We start from the raw sequence: 13370 nt of genomic DNA on the forward strand, positions 1-13370 counted from the left end.
GCCCGCCCGCCGAGGACGGGCCAGCAGCGGGATTACTTCGGTTCCGTCAACGTGCCGCCCAGCGCACGGCACTCGGTAGGCGCCTTGACGATCACGCCCTTGCCCTTGCACGTGTTGAGGCCCTTGCAATCGTTCTTCGCAGTTGCGCAGAGGCCTTGGCCCTTGCACGAATTGACGCCATAGCAGCGCCCGGGCTGCTCGGCGCCCGCCGCATTGGCGACACTTGCGGCCGATGCGGTGGCCACGGCGATGAGGGCTGCTGCCGCGGCCAGGCTGGCGCGGGATTTGAGGTTGAGGTTCATGAGTTCTCCAAAGTGGCAGGAAAGGGCCAAGAAAGGACCAACAAAGGGAGACGGCTCAATGCAAGCCGCCGGTACAGCGTTTCAGTAACGCGCATGCGCTTAATTCGCGTGGAGCGCGGCGTCTTCGATCACCTGTGCGACCGCCTCGGGTTGAGAGATGACGATGGCGTGGCTTGCGGCAACCTCGGTGAGCTTGGACCCCGCGCGTTGGTACATCGAGCGCTGCAGGTCCGGGCTCAGCACGCGGTCCTGGGTCGCGACGATGGCGTAGCTCGGTTTGTCGTGCCACGCCGCATCGGGCGTCTGTGCGCCGAATGCGGCCGCGGTCGCGGGCATTTGCGAGGCCGCCATGAAGTTGGTGCGATTGGCGATCAGATCGCCCGCATAGTCGGCGGAAAACTTCGCGGAATCGAAGAACAGATGCCCGTCGCGGGTGGTATGAATGTCGTTGGTCGGCTCAGGGACGGACGCTGAGAGTTGCGTAACGCTCTCCCCAACGTCGGGCTGGAACGCCGCGACATACACGAGCGCTTTCACTTTGGGCCGCGTACCCGCTACGGTAATGACCGAGCCGCCGTAACCGTCGCCCACCAGGATCACCGGGCCGTTGGCCGACACGATCGCGCTGCGGGTGGCGGCCACGTCCTCGTCGAGTGTGGTGAGTGGTTCCTGAACCACGGTGACGTTGTAGCCCTTGTGGCTCAGGATGTCGAAAACGACGCGCCAGCCAGAGCCGTCGGTAAAGGCGTCATGAACGACGACGATGTTTTTGACGCCCGCTGGCGCTTGCGGCGTGGCGGCGGACGCGAGCATAGGGGCGGCCAGTGCCGCTGCGGCGAGTGTCAGGGTCGACAGAATTCGCATTGCGTATCTCCAGAGGCCGGAGCGGCCTCGATCTGATGAGTGGTGAGTCAATAAAAGCAGGATTGCTGATCAAATGCCGAGTGAGGCGTCATACTCGATCAGTCTGAAATTACCGCGTAAGTGTTTGTCCCCGGCGCCGCAGCGAGTCGAGCGACCATGCGCCGCCACCCTGGACGATCAACGGGAGAAGCAGGCCGGCCCAGCTCAGGTGCGTTGGCCATGCATCCGGATAGACGAATATTTCGATCACGGCTGTCATGCCGAGCAACGTTGCCGCGGCAGACCGCGTGAAGAGTCCGAGCACGAGCAGAATCGGACATAGGTGCTCCGTATATGCCGCAAGATGTGCGGCGATCTCGGGCGGAATCAGCGGCAATGCGTACTCGCTGCGAAACAGTTCGTAGGTCGACGCCTTGATCGTCAATAGCCCCTGGACCTTGGTTCGCCCGGATAGAAAGAAGATCGAGGCAATGCCGAGGCGCGCAACCAGCAACTGCAGCGCGGGTGGCAGGAGCCGCTGCAACATATCGGCGGCTGTGCCGGGCGAGGTCGTCGCGCGCAGGCTCTCGGCGCGAGCCGCAGGTTGTCGGGGCGCGGACATCATGATGTCGCCTTCAGGGAGCCGTATCCCTTGGGGGTCTTGATATGTGTGCAGGTTCCCTTGTCGACGAGGATGAACGCATTGCCCTGATAGTCGACCTTCGACGTGGCCGCGCACGATGTACCGGCGCCCGCTGCGCAATCGTTTTTGCCAGCCAGGGCGACGCCGAAGCATTTTTCCTGCGGCGTGTGCGCGGGGCTGGTGTCGGCATGTGCGCCGGTGGCAAGCGCAGTCAGCGAAAGCGCGAAGGTGGCCGCAAGGGCCGCGCGGGTGTTCTTCATAATGATCTCCTTGAAGTATGAAGAGGAATACGAGGGTGAAGCCGGTTCGGCGCAACGGGTACTTCCGTTGAATCGGAGTAAAATCGTAATCGATGGTGTCGCATGCGATTAAGACGGGTGAAGATGATTCTGTGTAAATCGCTAGCGAGTAAATCGCACGCGATATCACAAGGAGAGTGATGGCGTATCCGACCGCTCATTCGCTGCTCCTATGCATCACTCGTTGGGTCGTATTACAACAGCGGTATGTATCGCGTTTGTGTTGGAGACCGCGTGTTTCTGCAAGGATTTGTATAGCAGCGGCGCCTCGATACATTGCGATACAAACCACGCGCTGCTTGCGCGCTCAGCGCAAGCCCGCCTCCCGATACTCCCATGGAATGGAAGGATCATTCCCGCGACTATGGGATTCTCTTGGCGATTGAAAGTGATTAATCTGGCCAGGCTGTTTCCCGGAGGCTTCGCCTCCATCACCTTGCTAGAGAGATTGAAATGAAATTGCTTACTGCTGTCCTTTTTGCATGTTCGCTGTCGGCCAGCTTCGCTGTCCACGCAGAACCCCTCGCTCCCGCGCATGCGGATGTTCAACAAACGGCCGACGTGACTACGTCCTCGGCGAATGCGTCCCGGGAGGATACGTATCACGCGCGGCGGCATCGGACTACGACGCCGGCAAGGGACCCCAATGCCTGTGTGGGCCCGGCGAGCTTCTGCAATCTGTTCTTTGGAAGTTAAGGTTGGTATGGGTTGGCGCCGCGCGCATCGATTGATCGCGATTGAGCGCACGCGTCGGGATGAACGGGCAGTTCACCGAGCGTGGGAATCGCCTCATCGATGCGCGGCCACCATGGTTGGCCGTAGTTGAGCCACTCAATTGTTGAATGCACATGACGCGCATAAGAGCGGGCCGGGCGTGACACTGATTCCGGGTTCGATCGCGAGACGATGAGTCGGCAATGCCGTCCTGTGCGGAAATGCTCGCAGCCGGATTTCATCGAAGGTGCCTTGACTAGCAGGCAGTGCGAAAACGACATCGCTCGTCAGCACATTGACATACTTTCGGCTCAAAGCGTCATCGGGCGCATTGCCTTTTTGCGCGGCAGCGGTGTCCTCCAATTTTCCGCTCGCCGGACGAAACACCGATCTAGCCCAGCCAGCCAATCGTCGGCCTGAACGCCCAGATCGTTCGCGTCGATTTGGCCTTCGAGTAGCGCCTCAGGCTGCTCCACAAATCCTTGCTCGCTGTGAACTTCTACGCGACCAAATCGCCTCAGGAACGCCCACGATTATTTCGAATCGCCTGAAGATCTATCAAGTTTGAGGGCAGTTATCCCGCGAGAAAAGAGGTTTATCTTGCAGTCAATGCAAGCGGGATACCAACGACTCCACGGCGTCGAACCTTCGAATCTGAAAGAAAGCAGGCGAAGTCGCGTGGACACAGATGACACATTAGGCGCTCGATCCGAGCGTGGAGAAATGCTGATATGCCTTTCGAAACAGCGTTGACGAAAGCTCTCGATTTGCGCGTTCCGGTGCTGGCCGCCCCTCTCGGACGAGGCACTAGCGCAGAATTTCTCGCGGCGGTAGCCGATAGCGGGAGCTTTGGCTTTACTGCACTGGCGCATATGCCGGAAGACACCGTAAGCGACGAGCTTGCGAAAATGCATCGAGCCACGAACGGCCGGTTCGGCGCGAACCTGACCTTGGTCGTTGACCAGCGCAAGCGGCTCGCCGCGGCATTGGATGCCGGGGTCCGGGTGTTCTCCGTGTGGCAGGGCGAAATTGAACCCTATGTTCGCATCATCAAGGATGCGGGCGGGCTCGTGTTCTGGACTGTGGGAAGCCCGGAAGACGCGGCGCGAGCGAAGGATATCGGTGTCGACTTCATTGTTTCCCAGGGGAGAGAGGCGGGCGGGCATTTCGTGGGAAGCGCGCCTACGATGTCGCTTTTGCCGTCTATCGTTGACGCCGCGAGAGGGGTGCCCGTGGTAGCCGCGGGCGGTATTGCAGACGGGCGCGGCCTCATCGCCGCAATGGCTTTAGGTGCATGCGGGGTCTGGATGGGAACGCGGTTTGTCGCGAGCGAGGAGTCGGCAAACCATCGCGGTTACAAGGCGCGGGTTGCCGCGGCTCGCGCGACAGACCTTGTGGAAACCGAGATCTTCGATCCGGTTGGGCAGGAGTGTCCGCATTGGGTGATACGCAATTCGACGTTCACCAAATGGGAGGAGGCCGGTTGCCCACCTATCGGTCACCGGCCCGGGGAAGGCGACCGTATATCGAGCTTCCCGAATGGAAAGCCCCTTTACCGCTATAACGCCGCCGCCGCCTGGGACGCCATGGAGGGCGATTGGGAGGCCAGTCCACTCTATGCGAGTGCGGCCGTCGAACTCATTCACGATGTAAAGCCGGTGGCCAAAATCGTTGCGGAAATCGAGGCGACGGCGGAGGCCGCGCTCGTTAAGACCGTGCAACTACGGACCGTTCGCTAGCCTGATTCAAAGACGAAAATCTCCCAATACCAAGGAGTTTCAATGTACTTCGCTATCGTCGCAATAGACCGCCCCGGAGTCGCCGAACTTAGAGCCGCGACGCGTCCGGCCCACCGCGAATACCTGAAAGCCCCGCCTCATGGCGTGACTTACAGGCTGGGCGGCCCGCTCATGGCGCCTGACGGCACGTCGGCGATCGGCTCGCTGCTCGTGGTCGAGGCGGCGGACCTCGCGACTGCCGAACGGTTTTCGGCGAACGACCCCTACAGCAAGGCGGATATATTTGCCGAGGTCGCAATCAGGCCTTGGGATTGGGGGACCGGCAATCCGGACAAGAGATAGGGGCAGCCCTCGTTCATTTAACGGCACCCGGGAACGCTCCATGAATGCATACGATTTTGACCTCTTCGTCATAGGCGGCGGGTCCGGTGGCGTCCGGGCAAGTCGCATCGCGGCGGGATACGGCGCAAAGGTCGCTGTCGCCGAGGAGTACAGGCTCGGCGGTACTTGCGTGATTCGTGGGTGCGTGCCCAAAAAACTCCTGATGTACGCGTCGCAATTTGGAATGGCGCTTGAGGACAGCAAGGGATTCGGTTGGCAGGTTCCGCAAGCGTCACACGAATGGGAAAGCCTGATTCGCGCGAAGGACGCAGAGGTGGACCGTCTGGAGCACGTATACGAGGGATTGCTCGGCAGTGCCGGTGTCAAGGTGATAAAGGGGAAAGCAACGATTGTTGGTCCACATGAGGTTTGCGTGAACGAGATGAGCTTCACGGCAGATCACATATTGGTCGCCAGTGGATCGAAGCCAGAGATGCCTCGAATTCCCGGCGCCGAGCTGATGGTGACGTCCAACGACATCCTGGCCATGGAACACGCGCCAAAGCGGATCGCAATCGTTGGCGGTGGATATATCGCGTGCGAATTCGCTGGCATTTTCAAGGGGCTGGGATCACGCGTGTGGATGGTCCATCGAGGCCGAAGGCTGCTACGCGGATTCGACGAAGAGGTGCGGGAGCATATTGGCAGTGAACTGGCCGCCAACGATATCCAGATGCGGCTCGCCAGCACGGTCGTCGCAGTCGGGCGAAAACAGGACGCCTATCAGCTTTACCTCGAATCTGGAGAGATTCTGGAGGTCGACCTCGTGATGGCTGCCACGGGACGACGACCGAACACAGACGGTCTAGGCCTCGAACGTGTCGGCGTTCAGGTCGACGCACGCGGCGCGGTTCCCGTGGACGGTTATTCGCGCACGTCGTGCGATCACCTCTACGCGGTGGGAGACGTTACAAACCGCCTCAACCTGACGCCTGTCGCGATCCAGGAAGGCCATGCTTTCGCGGATACCGTCTTCGGTAACAAGCCCCGTCGAACAGACCACGATGGCGTTCCGTTCGCCGTATTCAGTCAGCCGCAGGTCGCCGCGGTGGGTCTCACCGAAGAGGAAGCCCGTGAGAGGCACGGCGCTGTCCGAGTGTACAGCAGCGGTTTTGGCCCAATGCGCGCCACGCTGTCCGGTCGAAACGAGCGCGTTCTGGTGAAACTCATTGCGCAAGCGGCGACCGATCGCATTGTGGGTGCACACGTCGTAGCCGCGGACGCCGCCGAGATCATTCAAGGCATCGCCATCGCACTCAAGGCGGGGGCAACGAAGGCGGACTTCGACGCCACACTCGGTGTCCATCCGAGCGTGGCGGAGGAGTTCGTCACGTTGAAAAAGGCGAGATATTCAACGCGGCAGGAGTCTTGAGCGAAGGTAAGAAGATACATCGCAGGAGGGCAAAGAGATGATTGATTTATATACGTGGGGGACACCCAACGGAAGGAAAGTCTCCATAGCGTTGGAAGAACTTCGGATTCCATTCAAAGTGCACATGGTGGATATCACCAAAGGCGAGCAATTCGAGAACAGCTTCCTCGCAATGAATCCGAACAACAAGATCCCGGTGATTGTCGATCCTGAAGGGCCGCAAGGGAACAAGATCACGTTGTGCGAATCCGGGGCGATTCTTATCTACCTGGCCGACAAGACAGGGAAATTGTTGGCGTCATCGGGCGTGGAACGTCACGAGACGATTCAGTGGTTAATGTTTCAGATGGGTGGGATCGGCCCGATGTTCGGGCAGACGCATCATTTCCGCCGCTATGCGCCAGAGGAAACATATGGCCTCAAGCGGTATACGGCCGAGACGCACAGGCTATACAAGGTATTGGACGGACGCCTCGGCAAGTCGGAATACGTCGCGGGTAATGAATACTCCATTGCGGACATCGCAATCTACCCGTGGGTCGCGCGTTTTGAATTACATCAGATCGCGTGGGAAGACATTCCGAATGTCAAGCGTTGGTACGATTCGATAGGCTCGAGGCCCGCTGTACAGCGAGGTATGGAGATCTCGTCATGACGAATAGTTTTGCTCTGACGGTGCTAGGGAGGAGCGATTCCTCCAACGTGCAGAAGGTCATGTGGTTGCTTGACGAAATAGAGCAGCCGTGCGTGCGTATAGACGTGGGCGGCGAGTTCGGTGGCAACAAGGCCGCCGACTATCTGGCAAAGAATCCCAATGGCGTCGTGCCCACGTTGATTCATGGAGACGTCGTGGTTTGGGAATCCAACTCGATACTGCGATATCTCGCCAATCGTTTTCATACGGTAGGGCTATATCCCACCGATCCGGTCGGGCGTTCGTGGGTCGATCGCTGGATGGACTGGCAGTTGTCCTCCCTGGGGCCGGCAAACAGATCGCTCTTTCAGAGAATCGTGCGAACACCGCCTGAACAGCGTCGTCCGGACGCCATTGACGAGGCACGTGACCAGAATGCGAAACTTTTCGGATTAGTCGACGGATATCTCGAGCGATCGGAATATCTGGGAGGCGCGTCCTTTTCGATTGCCGATATCGCGGTCGGGCCGTTGGCGTACCGCTGGCTAACGCTCCCCGTGGAACGCCCGAACCTGCCTAACGTAAAGCGGTGGTACGACCTGCTTTGCAAACGTGAGGCCTTCCGCAAGCACGTAGTCGAGATCGGGTTGAGCTGATCCCCTGTGCAAGAAGCAAGCGTGATTATCCAGCAGCGCCTGAGAGTCTTTCCCGCCGCAACATGTTTATTTGGGCGCCCGGCGTGGGTATCTTCACTCGAGCTCTACGAAACCTGATTGTCCCAACCAACTGAAGGAGACACAGATGCCCTATGCCATCCGCGTTCGTGAGACCGGCGGACCCGAAAAGCTCGTCTGGGAGGAGATCGCCGTCGGCGACCCCGGCCCCGGGCAAGCGCGCCTTCGCCAGACGGCTGTCGGCGTCAACTTCATCGACATCTATTTTCGCGCCGGCCTTTATGAGCAGCCTATGCCCTTCATTCCCGGGCGCGAGGCCGTTGGCGTGGTCGATGCTGTCGGCCCTGACGTCACTTCGCTCAAGCCCGGCGACCGGGTCGTCTATAGCGGCGTGCAAGGCGCCTATGCCCAGGTGCGGCTCGTGCCGGCAGATCGGCTGGTCAAGGTGCCGGATGGCATCAGCGACGATGTGGGTGCCGCGGTGATGCAAAAGGGTATGACTGCCCAGTTCCTGTGCCGTCAGACCTACCGGGTCGGCAAGGGCGACACGATCCTCGTGCACGCCGCCGCGGGCGGCGTGGGCCTCGTGCTCTGCCAGTGGGCGCGGCATCTGGGCGCGACGGTCATCGGCACCGTGTCGACCGAAGAGAAAGCGGAACTCGTGAAGGCCCACGGCTGCGTCCACGCGCTGGTGCACGGCAAGGACGACTTCGTGGAGGCGGTGAAGGAGATCACGGGCGGCGTCGGCGTTCCGGTCGTCTACGACTCGATTGGTAAAGATACCTTCATGAAGTCGCTCGATTGTCTCAGGCCGCGCGGTCTGATGGTGCTCTTCGGGCAGTCCTCCGGCCCGGTGCCGCCGTTCGACCTCAGTATCCTCGACAAGAAGGGCTCGTTGTACCTGACCCGTCCCACGCAGAACGCGTATCTGCCGACGCGCGCCAAGGTCGAAGAGGGTGCGCGGGAGGTGTTCGACGTGGTCCAGTCAGGTGCGGTGAAGGTCCATATCAATCAGCGCTTTGCGCTCAAGGATGCAGCGGACGCGCATCGCAGCCTGGAATCCCGCAAGACGACCGGTTCGCTGGTTTTGATGGCCTGAGGCGAAGCGCCGCCGGCGTCCTGAAGCTGAATTCGAATGCCGGCGGATAGTCGTTACGACGATAAGTACAACGAAGTCCAAAAAGAAAGGAACATGTCGATGGCACACGTAAAAGTGGACATGGATGCGGTTAGAAATGAAATCGGTGAGTATGCAGACAAACAAACGGCTCTCTCGGATCGCGAGCAGGCCTACAAGGACCTGGTCGGGTTCGTGCCGCCACGTATCGCCGCCCGACTGGCCGTGACGGGTGCGATCGATCCCGAACTCCTTCGCCTGCAAGAGGAGGTGCGTCATCACGCTTTATATCCGGCGTGCTTCGATACGAAGACCGCGCAGCTCATCGTGTTCGGCCTGCTGCTCGCAAGATTACTCGACGCGGCCACGTTGCATGCCCGCGCTGCGCGTCGAGCCGGCGCCACGTGGGAAGAGATGCAAGCCGTCGTGAGTCTCGCTTACCTCTATGGCGGGATTCCCTGCGCAAACCGCGGGGCGGAGATCATCGCCCAGCTGGCCGAGGCCGAGAGCAAGGCCCGACTCGACACTGCGTATTGAGGAAACCATGCCGGGAATTTATTTGAATCTTATCGGCGGAGAATTTGCATCGGGCTCTGGTGTCGCTCGCAACATCAATCCATCGGATACGAATGATGTTGTCGGCGAGTACGCCCAGGGGGCCGTGGCGGACGTGAACGACGCGGTGGACGCGGCGAAGGGCGCCTTCCCGGCCTGGAGCCGTTCAACGCCACAACAACGCTTTGATATTTTGAAGAAGACCTCCGATGAGATCCTGGCCCGTAAGGGCGAGCTGGGCCGGCTTCTCGCGCGCGAGGAGGGCAAGACGCTCACCGAGGGGATAGGCGAAGTGGTGCGCGCCGGGCAGATTTTCGCCTTCGTCGCCGGCGAATGCCTGCGCACAGGTGGTGAGGCGATTCCGTCCGTGCGCCCCGGCGTCGGCGTGGAGATCACCCGCGAGCCGATAGGCGTAGTCGGGATGATCACGCCCTGGAACTTCCCGATCGCAATCCCGGCGTGGAAGATCGCGCCGGCGCTCGCGTGGGGCAACTGCGTGGTCATTAAGCCTGCCGACCTCGTGCCGGGCTCCGCCTGGGCGCTCGTGGACATCATCCAGCGCGCCGGCCTGCCGCGAGGCGTGCTGAATCTCGTCATGGGCCGCGGCTCGGTGGTTGGCGAGGCGCTGCTCAAACACAAGGACGTGCATGCGATCTCTTTCACGGGGTCGGTCGCGACCGGTCGCAAGGTTGCTGCCTCTTGCATCGCTTCGAATCCGATGAAAAAGGTCCAGCTCGAGATGGGCGGCAAGAACCCGCTGGTCGTGCTCGACGACGCGGACCTCGACACGGCGGTCGAAGTGGCCGTCAACGGCGCATTCTTTTCGACCGGCCAGCGTTGCACGGCGTCTTCGCGCCTGATCGTACAGGCCGGCATTCATGACCGTTTCGTCAAGGCCTGCATCGAGCGGCTAAAGGCAATCGTGGTCGACGATGCGCTCAAGCAAGGCACCCACATAGGCCCGGTCGTTGACCAGAGCCAGCTGGAACAGGACCTCAGATACATCCAGATCGCGAAAGAGGAGGGAGGCGAGCTCGTATTCGGCGGCGAACTCCTCAAGCGTGAGACGCCCGGATTCTATCTGCAGCCGGCGCTTTTCACGGAAACAACCAATAGCATGCGAATCTCGCGCGAGGAGGTCTTCGGCCCGGTGGCCAACATCGTGCGAGTCAAGGATTACGACGAAGCACTCGCGGTGGCCAATGACACCGAGTTCGGCCTGTCCTCCGGTATCTGTACGACTTCACTGAAATATGCGACGCATTTCAAACGCAACAGCGAGGCGGGCATGGTGATGGTCAATGTGCCGACAGCCGGTGTCGACTATCACGTGCCGTTCGGCGGCCGCAAGGGGTCGAGCTATGGCTCTCGTGAGCAAGGGACGTACGCGAGGGAGCACTACACCACGGTCAAGACGGCCTACACGATGGCGTGATGGCGAATGTGGAATATTTGCTGCATACGCAAGCAGTTTCGCGTCATATACAGCGGAGTAACCGGTCGTATCGCTGGCGAGCCGAGGAAGACTCGCCATGTAATCATTGATTGCTACGGGAGTTTGATATGACGGATTCCTTCGATATCCTCATCGTCGGCGGAGGCCCGGTCGGCCTTTGGCTGGCCTGCGAAGTGAGGCTGGCCGGTCCGAGCGTGGCGGTGATCGAGCGGCGCCAGGACAGCGTGCTTCAATCTCGTGCGGGGACAATGCACAGCCGCACGCTTGAGATGTTCGACCTGCGCGGTCTCGCCGGCAGGTTTCTCGCGGCTGGGAAGCATCAGCCGGAATGGCATTACGGGATGCTCGACACGCAACTCGACTATTCGCGTCTCGACAGCCGCTTTCCCCAAACGCTGAGGATTTCCCAGGCGACGACCGAGAAACTGATCCGGGAGCGCGCAACAGAACTTGGTGTCGTATATCTCGCCGGACACCAGGCCGAAACGATTCGGCAAGATCACTCGGGCGTGACGGTCGAAGGCGTTACGGACAACGGCCCGTTTGAGTTGCACGGACGCTACCTGGCCGGCTGCGACGGGGCACGCAGTCTCACTCGCCATCAGGCGGGCATCGCGTTCCTCGGGCACGAGGGCACACACGGCTGGCTTCTGGGCGATGTCCGGCTCGATCTGCCGGAGGGCACGCCGATGACGAAATACAACGAGCACGGCGGCCTCCTCATTGCGCCACCCGGCGAGGACGGCCGGAGCCGGATCGTGGTGACGACGCCCGACGAAACCGATCCGGCGCTGTTCAGGCAGGCGCCGACGCTGGACGAACTGGCCCGCATCACCCGGAAGATTCTCGGCACCGACTACAACATGCGCGACCCGTTCTGGCTTTCGCGCTTTTCGAACGAGACCCGGCTCGCGGAGCGCTACCGGAGCGGCCGGATATTCCTCGCTGGCGACGCCTCGCACATCCACGCTCCATTTGGCGGGCAGGGGTTGAATGTCGGCTTGCAGGATGCGTTCAATCTGGGGTGGAAGCTCGCCGCCGTCATCAAGGGCGAGGCCGATGAGGCGCTGCTCGATAGCTACGAGGCGGAGCGTCGGCCGGTCGGCAAGCAGCTCAACGACAGCACCTTGACCCAAAACGTGCTCATGACGGCGTTCAGCCGGGGAGGTCTTGGTCTGCGCAAAATGGTCTCAGATTGCCTGGCGTTTCCGGACGTCAACGAGAGGATCGCCGGACAAATCTCGGGTTTCAGTGTCGGCTATGAAGATGCGGGGCCATTGCGTGGCTTCTCCGACACGCACACTACGAGCCGCACCGCGGGGGCAGGCATCCGCGCGCCCGATTGCAGGGTTAGTCGGGAAGACGGCTCGGAAATCACGGTGTACCAACTCCTTTCTTCTGGCCGATGGGTTCATCTGTCGTTCGGAACGGGGGCGAGCGTTTCGCTCGTGGACGCACTACGCGCAGAGTCGGTCATTCAGGTGCGCAGCGCTGCGCGCCCGCCGAAATTCTTCGAGGGCGCCGCGGCCGTGCTGATCCGCCCGGACGGCTATTCCGCAGGGGTGCTCTAGTGTCCCGCACGCTTCATTAGCCACGCCTCGTTTGCACGAGAGCCAAATTCAACTTGCTTGCCAGGACGTAAATCATGCCAAAAGTCGTCAAGATCAATCACTTCGGCGATGCCGAGGTCATGGTGATTACCGAAGAAGAAAACGCCGCTGTCAGGGACGGAGAGGCGCGGATCGAGCACATCGCGGTCGGGCTGAACTATCTCGACGTCATGCATCGGCAGGGGCACTATCCATTACCCTTGCCGACCGGCCTGGGGGTCGCTGGTTGCGGTGTTATTCGAGAGATAAGATCGGACAGCTCGGAGCTGGCCGTGGGCGATCTGGTCGCTTATGCGGGCATTCCACCGGGCAGCTACGCGGAGCAGAGGGTTGTCCCGGCGGATCGACTCGTGAAACTGCCGCCCGACATCGAGCCTGCCGTTGCCGCCGCCGCTCTCCAGCACGGAATTACAGCCGCATTCCTGATTAAAGATGTTTTCCACGTCGCGCGCGGGGATCTCGTGCTCGTTCACGCCGCGGCTGGCGGAGTGGGCACGATTCTTTGCCAATGGGCGAAAGCTATTGGAGCCACTGTCATCGGTACGGTAGGTAATCGCGAAAAAGTCTCCCACGCTCTCGCACATGGCTGCGACCACGTTATTGTTTCCACGCTCGAGAATGTCGCGGAGCGCGTGCGTGCTATTACCGGCGGCCGAGGCGTGAACGTGGCATACGATTCCGTGGGTGCGGACACGTTTGAATCTTCTCTGAACAGCCTCGCTTTTCGAGGCATGCTCGTGAGCTTTGGTTCCGCGTCCGGAGACCCATCGCCCGTTCCCGTTGGCGACCTGGCCGAGGTCGGCTCGGTCTATCTGACGCGACCGAGATTCATTCACTACACGCGCGCGAGATCCGACCTGTTGCGCTATGCCACGGCCTTTTTCGAAAAAATACGGGAGGGCCTGAATGTGCCCATTGGGCAAACCTACAAGATCGACGACATCGTTCGGGCTCACAAAGACGTCGAAAGCAGAAAAACCAAAGGATCGAGTGTGATCGCCTTTTAGTGAAGCTCTGATTCATTCGGGCGG

Annotated in this window: 14 protein-coding genes; 10 read left to right on the plus strand and 4 right to left on the minus strand. The window is 60.6% G+C overall.

Annotation, left to right across the window (positions count from 1 at the left end; genetic code table 11):
- Positions 1-32 precede the first annotated feature (32 nt).
- From bufA2 to L0U84_RS07195, 4 genes are all read right to left on the minus strand, one after another.
- Entirely contained in the window at positions 33-302 is a 270-nt protein-coding gene (gene bufA2 / locus L0U84_RS07180) for a BufA2 family periplasmic bufferin-type metallophore (protein ID WP_233848856.1), read from the minus strand.
- Between the two features lie 99 nt (positions 303-401).
- Positions 402-1166, minus strand: coding sequence for an alpha/beta fold hydrolase (locus tag L0U84_RS07185; RefSeq protein ID WP_233848857.1), 765 nt, complete (start codon positions 1164-1166; stop codon positions 402-404).
- Positions 1167-1275: 109 nt separating this feature from the next.
- The gene (locus tag L0U84_RS07190) at positions 1276-1692 is read right to left on the minus strand and encodes a DoxX family protein (RefSeq protein WP_233851965.1); all 417 of its coding nucleotides are present in this window, start codon (positions 1690-1692) and stop codon (positions 1276-1278) included.
- Between the two features lie 74 nt (positions 1693-1766).
- Positions 1767-2048, minus strand: coding sequence for a BufA1 family periplasmic bufferin-type metallophore (locus L0U84_RS07195; protein WP_233848858.1), 282 nt, complete (start codon positions 2046-2048; stop codon positions 1767-1769).
- Positions 2049-3532: 1484 nt separating this feature from the next.
- On the opposite strand from L0U84_RS07195, the gene L0U84_RS07200 reads away from it, so the two are divergent.
- The 10 genes from L0U84_RS07200 (at position 3533) to L0U84_RS07245 (ending at position 13346) form a co-directional block, all read left to right on the plus strand.
- Positions 3533-4540, plus strand: a complete 1008-nt coding sequence (locus tag L0U84_RS07200; protein WP_233848859.1) for an NAD(P)H-dependent flavin oxidoreductase — start codon at positions 3533-3535, stop codon at positions 4538-4540.
- A 42-nt stretch (positions 4541-4582) separates the two neighbouring features.
- Complete coding sequence (locus L0U84_RS07205) at positions 4583-4882, plus strand: YciI family protein (RefSeq protein ID WP_233848861.1); 300 nt, start codon at positions 4583-4585, stop codon at positions 4880-4882.
- A gap of 40 nt (positions 4883-4922) precedes the next feature.
- A complete protein-coding gene (gene gor, locus L0U84_RS07210) occupies positions 4923-6293 on the plus strand; it encodes a glutathione-disulfide reductase (protein ID WP_233848862.1) in 1371 nt (456 codons plus the stop codon).
- 37 nt (positions 6294-6330) lie between these two features.
- Positions 6331-6948, plus strand: coding sequence for a glutathione S-transferase family protein (locus tag L0U84_RS07215; RefSeq protein ID WP_233848864.1), 618 nt, complete (start codon positions 6331-6333; stop codon positions 6946-6948).
- A complete protein-coding gene (locus L0U84_RS07220) occupies positions 6945-7583 on the plus strand; it encodes a glutathione S-transferase family protein (protein WP_233848865.1) in 639 nt (212 codons plus the stop codon). The genes L0U84_RS07215 and L0U84_RS07220 overlap by 4 nt, the downstream gene beginning before the upstream one ends.
- Before the next feature lie 145 nt (positions 7584-7728).
- Positions 7729-8700, plus strand: coding sequence for a quinone oxidoreductase family protein (locus L0U84_RS07225; RefSeq protein ID WP_233848866.1), 972 nt, complete (start codon positions 7729-7731; stop codon positions 8698-8700).
- A gap of 36 nt (positions 8701-8736) precedes the next feature.
- Positions 8737-9255 (plus strand): carboxymuconolactone decarboxylase family protein, encoded by a 519-nt coding sequence (locus tag L0U84_RS07230; RefSeq protein ID WP_233848868.1) that lies wholly within the window; start codon positions 8737-8739, stop codon positions 9253-9255.
- 7 nt (positions 9256-9262) lie between these two features.
- Entirely contained in the window at positions 9263-10708 is a 1446-nt protein-coding gene (locus L0U84_RS07235) for an aldehyde dehydrogenase family protein (RefSeq protein WP_233848869.1), read from the plus strand.
- Between the two features lie 128 nt (positions 10709-10836).
- Positions 10837-12300 carry an FAD-dependent monooxygenase gene (locus L0U84_RS07240; protein WP_233848870.1) on the plus strand — a complete coding sequence of 488 codons (1464 nt, stop codon included), beginning with the start codon at positions 10837-10839 and terminating at the stop codon, positions 12298-12300.
- Between the two features lie 74 nt (positions 12301-12374).
- Positions 12375-13346, plus strand: a complete 972-nt coding sequence (locus L0U84_RS07245; protein ID WP_233848871.1) for a quinone oxidoreductase family protein — start codon at positions 12375-12377, stop codon at positions 13344-13346.
- Positions 13347-13370 lie beyond the last annotated feature (24 nt).

It is taken from the genome of Paraburkholderia sp. HD33-4 (assembly GCF_021390635.1).
Lineage (GTDB): Bacteria > Pseudomonadota > Gammaproteobacteria > Burkholderiales > Burkholderiaceae > Paraburkholderia.